Origin of the sequence: Flectobacillus sp., assembly GCF_049240685.1 — a bacterium.
Classification (GTDB): domain Bacteria; phylum Bacteroidota; class Bacteroidia; order Cytophagales; family Spirosomataceae; genus Flectobacillus.
The window spans coordinates 12364-28248 of sequence record NZ_JBMLSD010000456.1; the positions used below are offsets into that span (position 1 = coordinate 12364).

The 15885-nt window shown below is 36.3% G+C and carries 25 protein-coding genes and 1 tRNA gene; 7 read left to right on the top strand and 19 right to left on the bottom strand.

Features of this window, described 5'->3' with window-relative positions:
• Positions 1 to 14: 14 nt before the first annotated feature.
• The 5 genes from rsmG (at position 15) to ACOVQ4_RS20870 (ending at position 3424) form a co-directional block, all read left to right on the top strand.
• Positions 15 to 647, top strand: a complete 633-nt coding sequence (rsmG, locus tag ACOVQ4_RS20850) for a 16S rRNA (guanine(527)-N(7))-methyltransferase RsmG (protein ID WP_166579928.1) — start codon at positions 15 to 17, stop codon at positions 645 to 647.
• Between the two features lie 166 nt (positions 648 to 813).
• Positions 814 to 887: transfer RNA gene (locus tag ACOVQ4_RS20855), tRNA-Asn, on the top strand.
• Positions 888 to 1060: 173 nt separating this feature from the next.
• On the top strand, positions 1061 to 2212 hold the full coding sequence (locus ACOVQ4_RS20860) for a tyrosine-type recombinase/integrase (protein WP_421822537.1): 1152 nt from the start codon (positions 1061 to 1063) through the stop codon (positions 2210 to 2212).
• Positions 2212 to 2688: a hypothetical protein gene (locus ACOVQ4_RS20865; RefSeq protein WP_421822538.1), complete on the top strand. Its 477-nt coding sequence runs from the start codon at positions 2212 to 2214 to the stop codon at positions 2686 to 2688. The genes ACOVQ4_RS20860 and ACOVQ4_RS20865 overlap by 1 nt, the downstream gene beginning before the upstream one ends.
• Positions 2681 to 3424 (top strand): hypothetical protein, encoded by a 744-nt coding sequence (locus ACOVQ4_RS20870; RefSeq protein ID WP_421822539.1) that lies wholly within the window; start codon positions 2681 to 2683, stop codon positions 3422 to 3424. The genes ACOVQ4_RS20865 and ACOVQ4_RS20870 overlap by 8 nt, the downstream gene beginning before the upstream one ends.
• Positions 3425 to 3499: 75 nt before the next feature.
• Here the strand turns inward: ACOVQ4_RS20870 and ACOVQ4_RS20875 are convergent, their stop codons facing one another.
• The 16 genes from ACOVQ4_RS20875 to ACOVQ4_RS20950 form a co-directional block, all read right to left on the bottom strand.
• The gene (locus ACOVQ4_RS20875; protein ID WP_421822540.1) at positions 3500 to 3805 is read right to left on the bottom strand and encodes a hypothetical protein; all 306 of its coding nucleotides are present in this window, start codon (positions 3803 to 3805) and stop codon (positions 3500 to 3502) included.
• Positions 3806 to 3817: 12 nt separating this feature from the next.
• Positions 3818 to 4075 carry a hypothetical protein gene (locus ACOVQ4_RS20880; RefSeq protein WP_421822541.1) on the bottom strand — a complete coding sequence of 86 codons (258 nt, stop codon included), beginning with the start codon at positions 4073 to 4075 and terminating at the stop codon, positions 3818 to 3820.
• A gap of 238 nt (positions 4076 to 4313) precedes the next feature.
• Positions 4314 to 4805: a hypothetical protein gene (locus tag ACOVQ4_RS20885; protein ID WP_283381483.1), complete on the bottom strand. Its 492-nt coding sequence runs from the start codon at positions 4803 to 4805 to the stop codon at positions 4314 to 4316.
• Between the two features lie 7 nt (positions 4806 to 4812).
• The gene (locus ACOVQ4_RS20890) at positions 4813 to 5193 is read right to left on the bottom strand and encodes a DUF1353 domain-containing protein (RefSeq protein ID WP_421822542.1); all 381 of its coding nucleotides are present in this window, start codon (positions 5191 to 5193) and stop codon (positions 4813 to 4815) included.
• A 2-nt stretch (positions 5194 to 5195) separates the two neighbouring features.
• Positions 5196 to 5582, bottom strand: a complete 387-nt coding sequence (locus ACOVQ4_RS20895; RefSeq protein WP_421822543.1) for a hypothetical protein — start codon at positions 5580 to 5582, stop codon at positions 5196 to 5198.
• Positions 5583 to 5602: 20 nt separating this feature from the next.
• Positions 5603 to 7270 carry a phage head spike fiber domain-containing protein gene (locus ACOVQ4_RS20900; RefSeq protein WP_421822544.1) on the bottom strand — a complete coding sequence of 556 codons (1668 nt, stop codon included), beginning with the start codon at positions 7268 to 7270 and terminating at the stop codon, positions 5603 to 5605.
• A complete protein-coding gene (locus tag ACOVQ4_RS20905) occupies positions 7267 to 7593 on the bottom strand; it encodes a hypothetical protein (RefSeq protein WP_421822545.1) in 327 nt (108 codons plus the stop codon). Before ACOVQ4_RS20905 ends, ACOVQ4_RS20900 begins: the two co-directional genes overlap by 4 nt.
• 2 nt (positions 7594 to 7595) lie before the next feature.
• A complete protein-coding gene (locus ACOVQ4_RS20910; protein WP_283381478.1) occupies positions 7596 to 8246 on the bottom strand; it encodes a hypothetical protein in 651 nt (216 codons plus the stop codon).
• Positions 8239 to 8529 (bottom strand): hypothetical protein, encoded by a 291-nt coding sequence (locus ACOVQ4_RS20915; protein ID WP_421822546.1) that lies wholly within the window; start codon positions 8527 to 8529, stop codon positions 8239 to 8241. The genes ACOVQ4_RS20910 and ACOVQ4_RS20915 overlap by 8 nt, the downstream gene beginning before the upstream one ends.
• A gap of 35 nt (positions 8530 to 8564) precedes the next feature.
• Positions 8565 to 9080, bottom strand: a complete 516-nt coding sequence (locus tag ACOVQ4_RS20920) for a hypothetical protein (RefSeq protein ID WP_421822547.1) — start codon at positions 9078 to 9080, stop codon at positions 8565 to 8567.
• A 53-nt stretch (positions 9081 to 9133) separates the two neighbouring features.
• A complete protein-coding gene (locus ACOVQ4_RS20925) occupies positions 9134 to 9277 on the bottom strand; it encodes a hypothetical protein (RefSeq protein ID WP_283381475.1) in 144 nt (47 codons plus the stop codon).
• A 65-nt stretch (positions 9278 to 9342) separates the two neighbouring features.
• Positions 9343 to 9939 carry a hypothetical protein gene (locus ACOVQ4_RS20930; RefSeq protein WP_421822548.1) on the bottom strand — a complete coding sequence of 199 codons (597 nt, stop codon included), beginning with the start codon at positions 9937 to 9939 and terminating at the stop codon, positions 9343 to 9345.
• A gap of 45 nt (positions 9940 to 9984) precedes the next feature.
• Positions 9985 to 10617 (bottom strand): hypothetical protein, encoded by a 633-nt coding sequence (locus tag ACOVQ4_RS20935; RefSeq protein ID WP_421822549.1) that lies wholly within the window; start codon positions 10615 to 10617, stop codon positions 9985 to 9987.
• A gap of 1 nt (position 10618) precedes the next feature.
• On the bottom strand, positions 10619 to 11113 hold the full coding sequence (locus tag ACOVQ4_RS20940; protein WP_421822550.1) for an LEA type 2 family protein: 495 nt from the start codon (positions 11111 to 11113) through the stop codon (positions 10619 to 10621).
• Positions 11094 to 11861, bottom strand: a complete 768-nt coding sequence (locus ACOVQ4_RS20945) for a hypothetical protein (RefSeq protein WP_283381471.1) — start codon at positions 11859 to 11861, stop codon at positions 11094 to 11096. The genes ACOVQ4_RS20940 and ACOVQ4_RS20945 overlap by 20 nt, the downstream gene beginning before the upstream one ends.
• Positions 11861 to 12640 carry a hypothetical protein gene (locus tag ACOVQ4_RS20950; protein ID WP_421822551.1) on the bottom strand — a complete coding sequence of 260 codons (780 nt, stop codon included), beginning with the start codon at positions 12638 to 12640 and terminating at the stop codon, positions 11861 to 11863. Before ACOVQ4_RS20950 ends, ACOVQ4_RS20945 begins: the two co-directional genes overlap by 1 nt.
• Before the next feature lie 123 nt (positions 12641 to 12763).
• On the opposite strand from ACOVQ4_RS20950, the gene ACOVQ4_RS20955 reads away from it, so the two are divergent.
• Positions 12764 to 13006 carry a hypothetical protein gene (locus ACOVQ4_RS20955; RefSeq protein WP_283381469.1) on the top strand — a complete coding sequence of 81 codons (243 nt, stop codon included), beginning with the start codon at positions 12764 to 12766 and terminating at the stop codon, positions 13004 to 13006.
• Between the two features lie 353 nt (positions 13007 to 13359).
• On the opposite strand, the gene ACOVQ4_RS20960 is transcribed toward ACOVQ4_RS20955, so the two are convergent.
• The 3 genes from ACOVQ4_RS20960 to ACOVQ4_RS20970 are packed head-to-tail and all read right to left on the bottom strand — an operon-like array spanning position 13360 to position 15244.
• Positions 13360 to 14532 (bottom strand): hypothetical protein, encoded by a 1173-nt coding sequence (locus ACOVQ4_RS20960; protein WP_421822552.1) that lies wholly within the window; start codon positions 14530 to 14532, stop codon positions 13360 to 13362.
• Positions 14529 to 14855 carry a hypothetical protein gene (locus tag ACOVQ4_RS20965; RefSeq protein WP_421822553.1) on the bottom strand — a complete coding sequence of 109 codons (327 nt, stop codon included), beginning with the start codon at positions 14853 to 14855 and terminating at the stop codon, positions 14529 to 14531. Before ACOVQ4_RS20965 ends, ACOVQ4_RS20960 begins: the two co-directional genes overlap by 4 nt.
• A 38-nt stretch (positions 14856 to 14893) precedes the next feature.
• Entirely contained in the window at positions 14894 to 15244 is a 351-nt protein-coding gene (locus ACOVQ4_RS20970; protein WP_283381465.1) for a hypothetical protein, read from the bottom strand.
• A 139-nt stretch (positions 15245 to 15383) separates the two neighbouring features.
• Between ACOVQ4_RS20970 and ACOVQ4_RS20975 the strand changes: the two genes are divergently transcribed.
• Complete coding sequence (locus ACOVQ4_RS20975; RefSeq protein ID WP_421822554.1) at positions 15384 to 15722, top strand: hypothetical protein; 339 nt, start codon at positions 15384 to 15386, stop codon at positions 15720 to 15722.
• The last annotated feature ends 163 nt before the right edge of the window (positions 15723 to 15885 follow it).

Genomic DNA, 15885 nt, shown 5'->3' on the forward strand with positions numbered 1-15885 from the left:
CCATATTTTCGATTATGAACGATTCAAAACTAATAGAAAAATACTTTCCACAGCTCACCGAGAAGCAAAAAGCACAGTTTGCTCAATTGGGCGAATTATATCGTGAGTGGAACGAAAAAATTAATGTGGTATCTCGCCAAGATATTGAGAACATCTACGAAAAACACATTCTTCATTCATTGGGTATTGCCAAGGTTGTCAACTTCAAAGATTTCTCTGAAATTTTGGACGTAGGTACAGGCGGTGGATTCCCAGGCATTCCTTTGGCGATTATGTTTCCGCATTGTCAATTTCATTTGATTGATAGCATTGGCAAGAAGATTAAAGTCGTAACAGAAGTAGCAAACGCCCTAGGTTTGGAAAACGTACGTGCCGAACAAATCCGTGCTGAGCAAGTAGATGGCGAATACGATTTTATCGTGAGTCGTGCCGTAACACGTATTACTCCATTTTACGGATGGGTAAAAGGCAAAGTGAACATCAACTGCTACAATAAGCTCAAAAACGGGATTTTGTATTTGAAAGGAGGCGATTTGGGAGAAGAATTAAAAGAATTAGGAAAAAAGACAAGAACCTTTGAACTACACGAATACTTCACAGAAGAGTTTTTTGAGACAAAAAAGGTTATTCACGTTCCGATGGTATAAAAATTTAAAAAAAAGTTTACAAGATAAGTTTTTGAAAATCAGGGAATAATACAAAAGTGTGCGTTTTTTTGTAATTTTTTTGCTTAAAACACTTGCATAGTAACAAAAAAGCGCATAATTTTGCATCACAATTCAGGAACAAAGAAACACAAAATTGTAAAGAGATTCCTTCTTAGCTCAGTCGGTTAGAGCACATGACTGTTAATCATGGGGTCCCTGGTTCGAGCCCAGGAGAGGGAGCACAGCACAGTAAAGCCACTTTCGAGTGGCTTTTTTTATGCCCATACTTTAAGGTTTCTAGTATAAAATACTTAATGTTAGGGCTTTTTGCTTTTTGTACTAATATGGGTACTGTATAGTTATTAGGGTACTCTATTAATCACATAACAAAAAAAGTTCTATATGAAAAAAGAATGTTGTATTCTATCAAGTTCCGTTTACGTTCACAAAACCACAATCCACACACCAATCTAACCCCTATCTATGTTCGTTTGACAGTCAATGGTGTGACCGCTTCAGATTTCTTTTCGGGTGTCAGGTGTAAGCCTGAAAATTGGCTTCAGAAAGCACAAACTATCATTGGAAGTAGTGAAGAACTACACGAAGATAGAAAAGCCCTAGAAAATGTAAGAACCACACTAAAATCTATTATCAACAATCTTGACGTTCCAGACGCTTTTACCGTTCGAAAAATGTATCTTGAAAAGGACGTTCCACCTCCTACACTTGTACAAGCTTTTGAAAAATACATTAAGGACGAAAAAGAGAGCTACAAGGGCACTGATAAGGAGTTATCAGAAAAGACCATTCAGAAATGGTATTATTCCCGTGACCATCTGAAAAGTTTTGTAGGAGAAAATCACCAAATTCACGAAGTAAAAAAAGGCTTTGAGAAGAAGTACTACAAGCACCTTCTTTCAGGCGGAAAAATGTCCAATAATCATGCAATTAGGAATATAAGCTATCTTAACACGGTTTTAGATTACTGTATTGATGAGGGATTTTGTGAGGAGAATAAATTGAGCTTGAAATCCTTCAGCCGTGACCCATCAAAGCCAATTTTATATCTGAGTGAGGAACAGGTAGAAGCTATTGAGAAATTAAAGTTTTCAGATAAGCAGTTTCAAAGCTGTGTCGATTTATTCCTATTTTCAACCTATACCAGTTTGGATAATAACGAGCTTTTGAAATTAGGTAAAGATAACTTCGACTCTGATTGTATTAAGATTACAAGAGGCAAGACTAGGAATAAGAGTTTACAAATTATTCCAATTCTTCCCAGGGCACGAAAAATGTTAGAAAAGTATGATTATCAGCTACCTACACAACCCACATATAGAATAAATAGGGCTTTGGATGTATTGGAAAAGATGCTGTCTTTACCTTTTAATCTCACCACCAAAATAGGAAGGAAAACTGCGGGTATGTTCTTTTTGACTAATAAGGTTCCGATTGAAGTAGTTAGTAGGATATTGGGGCATAAAAGCATAGTTACCACCCAAAAACACTATGCTGACATCATGAATAAAATTTTGATAATTAATAGTACCAAACACTTAATGTAATGAAAAAAGTATTATTCTGCCTTTTACTTGCTTCCTGTACAGTTCAAAAGCAAGTGCCTGTTTATAACTCTGAAGCGAAGGTTTTATTCTTTTTTAAACACTCTGACAACTCTAATGAGGTTAATGAGAATAAGATAAAAAATTGGGTAAACAATTTACAAAAGAGATTCCCTGATTTATACATTGTTGGGAAATCGTTTAATGTTGAGAGTTCAAAAAGCTTTTCAGAACAATTGAAAAACTCAATGTTAGAGAATAAACCTAAAGCGGTTCTTTCGTATGAATATGTTCCATCAATACCATACAGAACGAAAAACAAGTATATTTTTATTCTTTCAGACTCAACAAGCAACATGATAAAAGACAAAGTCTATCATGATTATGCTTGGTTAGGTATGCAAGATATATTATCAGAATTTTCAGAACCACTTGAAAAGCTTGAAAAAAAATATTCTAAACCTAATGCACATGAATAATATTATCCAAAAATCTACTATTAAAAACTATCTTTCATTGATTGATAAGAATAGTGTATCTGAGACAGATTTGTATGAGTTTGTAAATTCTGTTAATAGACTTTATAATCTAAAACTACTTAGTGAAAGGTGTGTATGCCGTCAAAAAATAGAAATTATTTTGACAAATATTAAGTCTGAAATAGACAGCTTGACCAGAAAGAGAGTCAATAAAACGGTTAAAATGTCAATAACAAATGACTTGTATAAATCACTTAGTAACAACCTAATTGAGCAGTCATACAGTTTTGAATCATTAGAATCTTTTGCCTCAGAGATACTTTTGAGAATAGATAAAAACGATGTTATTGAAATCCTAAATAACCTCATTATTAATAAAAGGAGGTTATCAAGTGAATCAGACCTTGAAAAGTTTATCCATGAACAATTATGTTTAATTTATGGAAAAGATACTGTTCATAGACAATACAGTATAGGAGGTTTTCTAGCCTTAAAGGCTGATATTGATATTGGAAATGGAAGTATTGGTATTGAATTAAAGGTTGTAGATAATTTGACAGCAAGCGATATGCAAAGAATTATAGGGCAAGTAATTTACTACAAAAGGAGAGTTTATGATTCGAACTTGTTACTTGTATTAGTAAGTAAAGCTACAATTACACCTGCCATAGCAGAGCTAAAGAGCTTTATTGAAGAGTTGGGTATATCAGTTGTCTATTTGATTGCTACAAACTAATATCCCATCAAAAAACCCCTCCGACATAGTCAGAGGGGTTTTTAATTATATGGAGCTAAAAGGATTAGGAATCTGCTACACTTTGAGAACTTTCCGTATAAATTTTGCTACAATGCTGATCCACGATTTTTCTTTTTTATCTACTTCTACAACTGTACATTCTTTGTTAGTGTAGTAGTACCGTTTGCCTTTGTTTTTCAGCTTGGTTCTTTCACCTAGTCGGATGGTGTCAAAAGTGCAGTCGGGAACGTGAATAACCTTTGCTGTATCAGATAAATAGATTGTCGTTGGGGTTTTGGGTTTTGCTTGACTTTCTGAAGCCATAAATAAGAGTCCCACACAAGAGAGTAGAACCAATAAGAAAGATTTTAACCATTTCATTTGATTAGGGGTTTATTGAGGGTTTTTTTCATTAGTTAGTAATCCATTTGACACAATACCAAGCCCTAAAGAAATCAGAGTTGTATCATTTTGGATAATGCCTTTATAAACTACTGGACTTGCAAATAATACTGAGACAATAGAGGTAAGAGGGCTTTTGAAAGTATTTTGAGCACCTTCAGTAAGTCCAGAAAACAGCCCTTTTCTTTGCTTTAAGAGTTCTATTTCTTTTCTCAGTTCTTCGAGTTCCTTACTATTGTCATTTCTCATTTTCCTAAGTCTTTATTTGCTTTACGATAGTTGCAACTTCAGTTACAATGTGCTGTATGTCATCAACCTTTTTTTTGAGGTCATCATCATACTTGTCTTTACGGTTTAAGCGGGATTCTAACTCGCTTAGTTTTGCCTCTGCTTTGATAATTCTATTGTTTTGGGCTATGTATAAGCCAATAACAGAACACAATGAAACGGCTATGTTTAGAAGTGGAGAGAAAGAGGTTATATCCATTTATGAGAGCATATTCCAAGCGGTGTCGTACTGTTCTTTTGAAATCTTGTATTTACTTTCCCAGATTCCCATATAGTACACTACTTTTCGCATGGTTTCTTTGTCAAAGGTTAGAACTGCATTTTTATCTATTTTGGAATTGCTAGATACATAGTTGGCGTAGTTGCCTGTATTAGCTTGTGCCCAAACACTTACAATTTTATTGATAGTGTTTACCCCTCTGTTTATCTTGCCAGAAAGGTCTTTTAGTGAAGCTCTGATTCCATATTCGATACTGGAAAAAATGGCGTGCCCCTGTTCGTCGTATCCGACTGTTCCTTGCCAGTCGGTTGAGCCTCCCTTTTTGATGTTCAGAGGGTTTTTGTTCCGTTGCCCTCTTACTGTTGTGTCGATAGGTTGCATAGTGGTTGGTAGGTCGTTTGCGTTGCTTTTAAAAACTGTGTAGTACAGGATTAAGAGTACTAGCACAATCACAATGATTTTTTGATTCATAACAAGGTTATTTAATCCACCTGAAGCCACCAAAGAGTCTTAAAGCTAGATACATGATGTAGTGCTTAATTTTAGCTTTAGGGTCTGTTTGATTAGCTATTAATAGAAAAGTGTCATCGGCTATTTTTCGGGCTTCCCTGTTTGAGTAATTAAACCCTAGTATTCTGTTTTCATAAAGGAAGTCATGCAAAAGTGTTGCTCGGTTGTACTTTCCAATAGGCGGAACAAACCACCAAAGTATTTGCGGTGAACTTGCAAAATCTGTGATATAACCCTGTGGTATTATGATTGTTCCGTATTGCGATACCTTGAAACGTACAGGTTTTTCGAGCCTCCAAAGGTCTGATTTCTCTACGTTTTCAAGATATCGTACAACAATGTCATTCATGACTAGGCAATATCTGATACCTGAAGGGAGAAACCAGACAAAGAGCCTTCGAACTGGAATGAAAAAAGAGCAGTATTGATTTGCTGAAGTAGTTCGGGTTCATTACTAATTCTGTATTGCTCAATAAGCAGATACATTGCATAAGGAATGATTTTGCGGTCTGAATGATACAAAACAGGTGTTGCAAAATCTAATTCAATTTCTTCAGTACGGTTTCCTACTTCGTCGGGCACTTCGACTGTTTTTAGGTACTTATCTGCTAAAATTTCGTATGAGATTTCACAAAGTTTTTGTCCTTCCAGTTCGAACATATCACGGGTTAAACCAAAACGCATTTGTGTAGGAATAACCGTTACAGGGTATTTAGTGGTAATTAAAGCCTTCTTCATTGTTTTGTTGGCGGTTAGGGTTAATACTCAAATTTTGGAGTCACTGCATAGGTTAGACTTTTACCCAGTGGCGCACTAAAAACTAAAGCGTTATCAGTGTTTGCCAAACACGATGCAGACGGTTGGGAGGTAATAGCGCAACCACTGGAATCTACAATTTCAAAATCAAAATCGAAATTGAAACGAATGTTTCTGGTGATGCTTGCACCTGTTCCGTCTATTGTGAAGTGTTGACGTGATATTGAACATAATAAAGACTCTGGTGCGACGAAGGCAGAACGGTTTATATCTGCAATCGTGGGAATCTGATTAGGATTTTTCCCTGAAAGTCCTGTGGTAGTAAGCGCTTGAGTTTCTGCATCTGTTAAGCGTGAATTCCATATTGCGAAATGAGCAATAATCGTTGTAACACCTCCAGACAAATCAATTCTATTCAAATTTGATGGTACTTGAACATCATTGTCCGAAAAGTCAGCAGTATTATTAACGAATGACTTTGTATTGGTAGCAGAAACGGCTATTGCATGACTGAAAAATGAGCCAAATGGTGCATTATTCACATTCATGTATGAATATGTTTGCACTCCATTTTTCATTACCTCAGGGTATATTCGAGGTGAATTTTGATGGTCAGTTAGCTTACAATAGTTATTTCCACCTGCTGTGTCATCTCCAGAAATTCTATAATAATCGGTGAAAGTATTTCTTACTTTCGCCTTAAGTGCAGAATATAATACTGTGAATTCACTCAGGTTTCCAACAGCCTTTTGGAAGTTTGTTCCAGTTAGATTAATAGCGTCTGCTCCTCTTGTTTGTACTGTTGTAGTATTCACAATAGGGGATGTTGAGAATGCTCCTAGCTCGATTTGTCCGTTGAAAACATATACACCTGAAACCCCGTCTCCTGTATACTGAATATTCTTGTTATCGTCAAGCAATAGTAGGTTGATGCCTGTATTACCCGCTACAGAAACTGTCTGTGTTACAGTAACAATGTAATATCCTAGAGAAGTCCTTTCAATTGTTGCAGATTCACAATTGAATGTTTGAACAATACTACCAGTTAGGAGGTCAACGTTTACAGCTGGGTTTATTCCTCCGTACACAGATGCACCCGATAGCTGAACTTGTACATATCTTTTTTCGGCCATCATGACTGCAATTGAACTAGAATACTTCTGTCCAACTGTTGCTACTATATCTCCTCTACTAATTTGGTGTGAAAGGTTCGCTGTTGTATCCTCTACTAATTTTTGAGATGGGAGACCATCAGGAGCAAGAACATTGGCATCTATCACGATATTAGAACGAACCTTTCCCCATTCGGTTCTAGAAAAGCTATTCGAATAGGTAAATAGGTTAGCTCGAGATTCTTCTCTAAGCAACCCTAAACATTTTTTTGTCAAGGGGTCGTGAGTGAATCGGGGTTGATTGCCTTTTGCAGTTCGTAATACGCCTTGCTTGTCAATGTAGGTAGCAATGTCACCTCCTGAACGAGTGAAAGTTAATCTCGGATCCCAAAAGCGACTATTGGCGAAATCTAATGCAAAAACAGGTCTTGTAGAAGGTCTTGACGTTGCTTGACCTTGAGATACAGAAACGGCACTTTGTGCAGATGCAAGGGCTTGTGCAGCCGCTTGATTTACTGCATCAAGTTGTGATTGAATATTGATACGTTTTCTAATCATGGGAATGATAATACTTTTGGAGTTGCATAACCTTTTGTAACCTGTACTTTACTTTGTCCTGCACCTACTTGGAAGGTGATAACAAAAGTATCTTCTACACGCAAAATTGGATTGGTAGAACCGTTGGGAGGGAAAGAAACGGCATCACCTTTTGCAAGGGTATATTTTACATTTTCATCACCGCCTTTGATTGCGATATATGCCGTATTGTCCCCTGTATTTTCGAAATCAATAGCCATACAGTGGCTAGATACATCCTGTGGGTTTTTGGTCACTAACTCGGTAGTGTGTTTTAGCCCAAAGCCTAAAAAATCGTTTGTCATGATTAATATGTGATTAGGTCGTTTTTAACTACAAGTGCCTTTTTGGTAAGTACTACATACCAAGGAATTTCGATAACGGCATACGTGATGCCCTTGATTTGCTTATTGAAGTCTCCAAGATATTTACCTACTTCTTTACCTGCTGAATAAGTCCTGAGTACAATCCTAGAATCTTCAAGGTCAAAGGCTGTAGTTGGGTTTATTGAGGTCGTTTGTGCCCCTAATTTCAGGTTTCCACCTTTGGGGATTAATGGATTAGTATTCTTTGTACCTGATACCTTTGAGTAGAACAGATTCAACTTTTGGGGGGAGTCTTTGAATACTTTTCCAAGCCTTGAAATCAGGGTTTCAGAGTACAGTTTGTAATAGGCTTGTTGTACCCCTTGCCAGTCTGTAATTTTACCTGCTACGTCAAAAATCATATCTTCGTCATAGGTAGTAATCCAATCAGAAATAAGTGAAATGTTGAACGCTGAACGAAGTTGAGAGGCTAGATTATAATTAGGGTCTTCAATGATTTTATTCTCATTGTTAATCTGTGCGCTCTGTGCCAGTTCGTCTTTGATTAATAAGTATAAGAGAAGAAGCCCAAGCACGATAATTACCGTATAGTTGGGCTTTGTGGTTAGGTATTGGTTTTCGTTATCAAGCATCTTCAAACACTTTTTTGAGTCTAGTGCCGATTGGGATTAAATCAAACATTCCCAGTTCGCCACGTTGGAATTTTGGCACTAAATCAGCGATTTCAGACATAAACTTATCTGAAAACACTTTACGGATAAATGCAGGGTTTTTGTGCCCTAATTCGGTCATGTGCATTAGTACTACACAAGCTTTTTCAATGTTGGGATCTTCGTTTGTGCCTAATGCTTTTGATAGCATATCAGCAAATTCAAATACAATATCTTTAGGGTTTTTAGTGTTTGCAGTTTCCATGTTATTTTACAGTTTTAAGATTCCTTGTTTAGCTTTTATAAGTCTTTGAATGACTTAACAGTATTGGCAATTTTGGGTACTTTATCGGCTATTTCTGAGAGCCTATCTAAAGCAGATTTGTCATTTTCGGGGTCGTCGTCGGTTAGGTCATCATAAATGGCTTTTACCTCCTGTTTGAGTTGGTCTAACTCTTTTTTCATGTACTGCATTTCAACCTTCATTTCTGCCTGTTGTTGTACAATTTGCAGTAAGGTTTGTAGAGAGTCTCCCATGTTGTTTGATGATTGATAGTTACTAGATTCTTTACCGCTACGAGGAACAACAAAGTTTTCAGAATCCTGTCCCTTTTCGTTTGTTGAGGCTTTACGATATTTGAGTACGTAATTACCTGCTGAAAGGTCATTGTAACGGTCTCTAAGTGCTTGAATAGCGTCTTCCGTTGTTTCTCCTTCGTAGCTACCTTTTTTTACGCCTGAGTTGTTTTCTATACGCCAAATAGTAGCCTTTGAACTCCTCAACAATCTCTCTAATCTTTCAAAGTCTTTTTCCATGATTTTAGAGCTTTATGGTTTAGGGCTTAGATTTAAGTCTAAGCCCTGAAACCTTATTTTTTCATGCGTTCGACTTTCTCCTTTTTAGCGTATGCCTTGTTAACAAGTGATACTCTTTTTTCTTCGTCATCGAGTCGCTTGATTGCCTTTTCTGCTTGTTTAGCAGTCATTTTCTTAGTGATTTTGATACGTGCCATTTGTCAGCTTTTTATAAGTGATTGTTTGAAAAGTAGGGGACTTTTACCCCTACTAAAGTTTTTTACTAGCCACGACGTTTCTTTTTCTTCTTACCCCCTTCATCCATATTGTTATAGAGCCAAACACCGCCAATAATAATACCTGCAGCAATAGCCAAAGAGGTTAACGGGTTTTGTGTGAAAAACTCCGAAATACTGGCAAGGATGCCTGACGCTGTAGCTTTTACAGGAGGTGTGTAAATGCTGTCAGTAGTACCATTTGCAAATGGGTTTGTCGTGATACCATCACCGAACAATGAGAATACAGGTGTGTTTCCTGATGGGTTGGTCAATGCCTTTAAGCGTCCCCCTGCATCATTAGTGATATTTACGTCTGGGATTAATCCATCGGCATTGCTCACAAAGTCAGGTTGTGCCACATCCAAAAAGCCCGAATAATCTACTTTAGGGTCAATTTTGGTATCACCTGTAGAAGTATGAAGTGAAGCCCAAGAACGAGTTTTGTACATCCAAACACGATTTGCACCACTTGTTTCTACTTGTAAGAAAAATCTGTTGCCTGCGTCATCTTGACCAACAAACAAGTTACTGTATCCGTTTTGCCCGTTTTGAGCACCGCCATTGATTAAGATTTTGACTTTTTTATCTGAAGAATAAGCCATTTTATTAGTGGGTTGTTAAAAAGTTTGAAAAGTTTTGAAAGAGGTTTATTTTTTGCCTTTAGTGGTCTTTTCGGACGGTTTAAAGTATAAATACAGGATTATGAGAAATAGCAGGATTAAGACCAATGTTTCTACCGATAAGCCAAACGGTAAACTGGATACGTTGACTTTTGGCGGTGTAACGTCGACGCCTGTACCTTCTAAGATTTTACCCGTTGCTGGATCAATCTTGTAATTAGTATATCCATCCGTTGACACTGCTTTATAGTCAGAAAGGTTAGGGATATTGATTTGACTATTTAGCGAATTACCACCAATCCCGAATATTTTTGCCAGACTTTCAGCAATTGGTAAAACAGCACCCGAAATCTTTTGAACATCCTCTACTGTTTTATAGAGTTTTGACTGTCCAGTTTGTCCGTTGGCATCTTTTACTGTTCGTGTTGTTAGGTAATTTTCAATGCTCGAAACCTGAGTTGCATTGTAACCTTGCTTTTTGTAGTAGTCTAAGATTTGGGTTGTTGAATACCCTTTATCTTTCATCGTGTCAGCCTTTGCAATTTCAAGTACATAGACACGGTTATTTTTGTCAAGTCCTTGAATATCGGTATAGGATAAGCCGTATTCCTTTTGCAAAGTGGCATAATACACGGGTAATCGTTGTTCGATATAAGCCATCTTATTTTAAGAATGATAGATTTGGAATGGTTAGGTTTGCGGAACTCTCGACACCAATTGTAAAACCTTCAGCGTTGATATTTCCTTTTAAATCGAATGTTACTGTACGCTTTGAAAATTGGTCAATGAAATCGGGAATAGCCGTTAAAATGTCAAGCACTCCAATTGTGCAGGGCACTTTTAAGATGGTTTTGTTTAGAGATTGTATCACTACACTTTCATTCAAAAAGCCTGAACCAATTGTTGAGCCTTTTAACAATACATCAAACTGGATTAGCCGTAACCAAATACCCGTATTTGTCGGATTAGTAATTTCAACTGGTTGCAACCATGTCAGTTTAAAGTTGCTGAAATTGAAACTAATACTTTCAGGGGTCATGATTTTATACGTTAGCTTAGTAGCTGTACTAATCTTGGAGTATAAGAAAATACCAACTGTTACAAAGACCCCGAACACTAGCCAAATGAAACCCCTTCTACTTTTGTTTTCTTCCATACCAGTAGTAAATAATTAGGATAATGATAAAAATTAGAATAGTGGTTGTACCCTTGTTGTTGCTTGCCAAATCAGTAACATTCTTGGTTACTATTTGTCCCCTAACTTTCCACATCTGAAACCAGACATCTAACCTGTCTAAATACTGAAAACTGAAATAGCCGTTTTCCAATAGTTCCAGAGGTTTTGATATTTGACCCGTCCATGAATATCTAGTATTAGGTGTCCAAACTAAATCGTAATAGTTTGGGGTCGTAAAGTCAGAAACCAATACACCATTTACCAGATAGCCAAAATCCTTAAATTGTGCAGGGTCGGACGGCTCAACAACAAGCCTTACTTTTTTACCTCCAATTTCAGCATATCTAAAGTTTTGTAGGTATGGATTAATTAAAAGCTCTGTGACCTCATGACTAAGTATTAGAGTCCAAATCTTGTCGTATTTAAGTCGTGCGTATGGTGTACCCTTAGGGGCGAATGACTCATTTTTCTCTAATACGTAGTGATAGCCGTAAGAATTAGTGTCTATTTCTTCATCGATTGTAACCAACCAACTCCCATAAGGCACAGAGCTAATATTTTCATAGGCTTTAATTTCAGCCGTCAAACCATAGTAAACATTTTTATCCCAGTGTTGGGTGACGTGGTTTCTGATTTGATAGATTATTGCTTCAGTGGCTTTAAATAGCTCACTGTAGTTAATTCGTTTGGTAGTTGCGACAATAGCAACATGGGGGACATTTGCCATTATCTATTAATGAATTTGTACAAAAGAAATACAAGTAAAATAATAAGAGCTGCTACATATAAATCACTAAATGGATTATCATTAGAACCAGTAACAGGCTTAGGTACTTTAGTTTCAAATCTGTTTAGAGAATTATAAAGAGCATCTGATTTGTAAGCTTCAATCAAGTTTTGAACCTTTTGAGCCTGTAGTAAAATTGCTTTTTCTCTTTGTGGTAATTCCTGTTTTTTTACTGTAGAATCAATCACTATAATAGCGCCTAAAATTGCACCTAATGGGATTAATACGGCTGTTATTTCTGTCAATACTGCAACTATTGAAGCCATGCTTGCAAACCCAGCAAGTAATTTTTTTGCTTCATTTGCCACTGTTACAACTTCATCAAGTTTTTCAGAAATTGGATTTGTGACATTTCCATAATCGTTTTTAAATCGTTCTACTTCTTTGGTAAGGATATTTGTTTCATATATCAACTCATTGTAGATAGTATCTTTGAATTTCCCGTACCATCTATCAAAATCCTCCTTATTAGTTGCCTTTGAGAGATTCCCTAGATACGACATTGCATTAAGGGAATTTTGATAGCGCAAATCAAAACTACCTGCCGAACCATCCCCGAAACCCTGAGGCATTGATATAGGATTATCAAAACCTGAATTCCAATCTATAAAGCGAATGTTTGACAAATCAAGCGAATCCAGATTTATACTATTTAATACCGCTGAATCATCCAACTCATAGGTATAGGTTTTGCCATCTACTACATAACTAACAGTCATTTATTTTGAAAATATTTAAAAATATCTTAGTGATTAAGTTGTACAAACTTAGTTCAAAGTTTAGTGATACGTAAACGTTAAGTTTGCGTAACTTTACGAAAGGTTAAGTAAATGCAGGCAACTATGAAAAACAGTATCACAAAAAAAGATTTTCTAAGATTATACAATATCAATAGAACTATTTTTTCGATTTGGTGCGAAGACTTACCGCATGAAATTGGAATAAAAAAAACAAAACAAACTTTTACGCCACGTCAAATTATTGCAATTATTAAGGCATTTGGAATACCTCCATATTGCACTATTGAAGAAAGAAAATATATAGAACTTATATGCAGTACAAACGGTGGGCAAATTGATAGCTAAATGAAAGCTAAAATCTTGCAAAATGAAGAAAAAAAAGTGGACGGACGGATGGACGGACGGACGCGGGGGCATATATAGTAAAACGTCCGTCCGTCCACCCCTGAAGGAAGGATTCAAAACCCTAAAAAATAGGCTTGAATCCTTCCTATTTTTTTGCCCTAATTTTTACTCAAAACTGGACAAAATAGGGTGGACGGACGGACGCTTACCCTAGATATATATCCGTCCGTCCGTCCATCCATATAGGGATGGGCGTAAAGGGGTCTATAAATCATTCTAAAATCACTCCTAAAAACTTAGTTTTAATGAAAAATGAAAAACCCCATGCCACACGGCACGGGGTTTCTTTATATTTAGCTATCAAATAATTCCTGTTGTCCAGTTCGGTCGTAGTACCAAAGGTTGTCTTTTTCAGTAATCAACTCTAGTTTTTTCATTGATTCAATGTACCTGCCTGCTCTTTTTCTGCAAGCGTCTGCCGATTCCCCTTTTTTACTTGGTTGGTAGGTCTTAACGTATTTCAAAAGCTCTGCACTGTTTAAGCCTGTATCCTTTGCTTTGATATACACTTGGTTTAAAATCTCCTCACACTCGATTTTGCGTTTGTCTTCTGTAGCTTGTTCTGACTTTAACTTTTCGATTAATTCAGCCGAACAACTTCGAGGGATACCGCTCTCACTATCCCAATATATTTCTTCAAACATTTTGCCCCTACGAAGAAACAACGGTTTAATTACTCTCACCTTTTTGGCCTCATCATATCTTACAGAAATAGTGCCCTGACATTTTCGGGCGGCTTCTGCTCCAATATGCCCTCTCATTTTGCCAGAATCACCGTTTTCGTGAATACAAGCGATTATACAGGTGTTCCGAACGGTACTTTCCTTCATTAGATACCGTATCAACATTACAGAACTGGTTTCATCGTTTGAGCTAGGTATTAAGTCCGTAATCCCATCCAATACAATCATGTAGATGTTGGGGATTTGGTCAAAAATAGCCACTAAATGTTCTAAGCATTGCAGATAGTCAAAATCTCGCCAATTAAGTACAAGGAAGTTTTCAGGCTCCTTTTTTAATCCAGTTAGTTTAATTACTTCATTATAGAACTCGAAGGTGTCGGCTGGGTTTTGTTCTGTGTCTATGTAAATGACATATTGACCTTCACAGTACTTTGATTCTATTCCTAATGAATCAAAATCTTTAGGAATTTCTTTCATTAATGATGTGGCTAAAACCATTTTCGTGATTGTAGATTTTCCTGCTTTGGGTTTGCCACTAATCATAGAAATGTCTCCCTTTACCGCAAACCTTGACCCTGAAATATATACAGTGGGGATAATAGGCTTAATCTCTACGTTTCTATCAATCTTTTTAGCAAAAATTTGATTGATTGAGACACTGGATGACTGTGGAATTGTATAAGACTTTGATGCAACCTTAGGACTGTCGAATGGAATAATTTTAGGTGTTTCCTTATTCTCATTAAGCAATGCTTTTTTCTGTTTTGCTGTAATATTTGTCATGGTTGCTTATTTTTGATTCTTAATAAATCTTTGATTCTTTGCAATGCTATTCGGAGAAATAAGTCAGATTGTTGTTTCTCAAATGAAAGTTGCTCCTTTAAGTTTTCGATACGTAGCAGTAGTATTTGATTTTCCTTCTCTAATGCCTTGCGTTGTACATACTCAGCTTTGTAGTAACTTTCACACATTAAAATCATATCTTCTACTTTTTCCAAATAGTCTAAGTCATACTTTGTATTAGCTTTATCTACCCTTACTTTGTGCCATCTCCAAAACTTTCTGATAAGAGCTCTATCTTCCAGTATTTTAATTTTTTGTGTCATAATGAAAATAACCGCCTTTGATTGGGCGGTGGTTATGGCTAGTTACGGAATAGAGGTAATGTTTCCTGCTTATTTTGGATAATTGCACTGTACTTCATTTTTAACTTCTCTAGGTCTGTTAGCTCAAACTTTACCTTTATTTCATTCTCGCAAAATATTTGAACCATAACCCCAATTATTTCAGCATTAAAGTTGTCTTCCTTCCCTTCTATAGTTTGAACTCGGTTGAATGATTGCCAAAGAGTCTGCTCATTCCCTCCAGACATATCAATTAATCTTTGTTTAAATTCAAGTTGCTTGTATCTCAAAGCATTTGAATATACTGTCCACAAAAAATTACCGTTTACTCTTCTAGTTGCGATAGTGTTAGGGGTTGTTGCCTTTGTCATTTGTCTTTTACGTAGTTTTTTAAGTGTAATTGATAACCTATTGTTGTATATGTTATATTTGTATAAACATTCTGTTGTTTTTAACAGTACAAACGTAGTTAAAGTGAAGTATTAACGCAAGCTTAAACGGATATATTTTATGGAGCTAACAAGAGAAATGATAAAGGAGACCCTAAGAAAAAGAAACATGACAGAATTAGAGTTCTGTGAATCAGTGGGTTATTCTCAGCCGTCACTACATAGATTCTATAATAGTGGCAATATTAGAGCGAAAAACGCAAGAAAGATTATTCAGTTCTTAGAGTTGAATGATAATGAAAAAGAAGAAACGCAGTTGAAAAGCAGTAGCAATGTTGACGATTCAGGAGTTCTTGAGAGGCTATTAAGAAGAATTGAAGAACTTACTATTGAAAATTATACTCTGAAGAAAGAACTGGGAAAGTGTGAAAGTACCTTTTTGCCAGCACTCAGTGCCTAATTTTTTTTGAATTTGGGTACTGAAAGAGGTACTTTTGAAAGCATGGCTTTACAATGTGCTAATTTACAAGTATTTAAAGGCTCTAGTTCAAGTACAGGAGAGGGAGCTAAAAGCCTTAAGTCGAAAGATTTAAGGCTTTTTTGTTTTAAACCATTTTCCATGG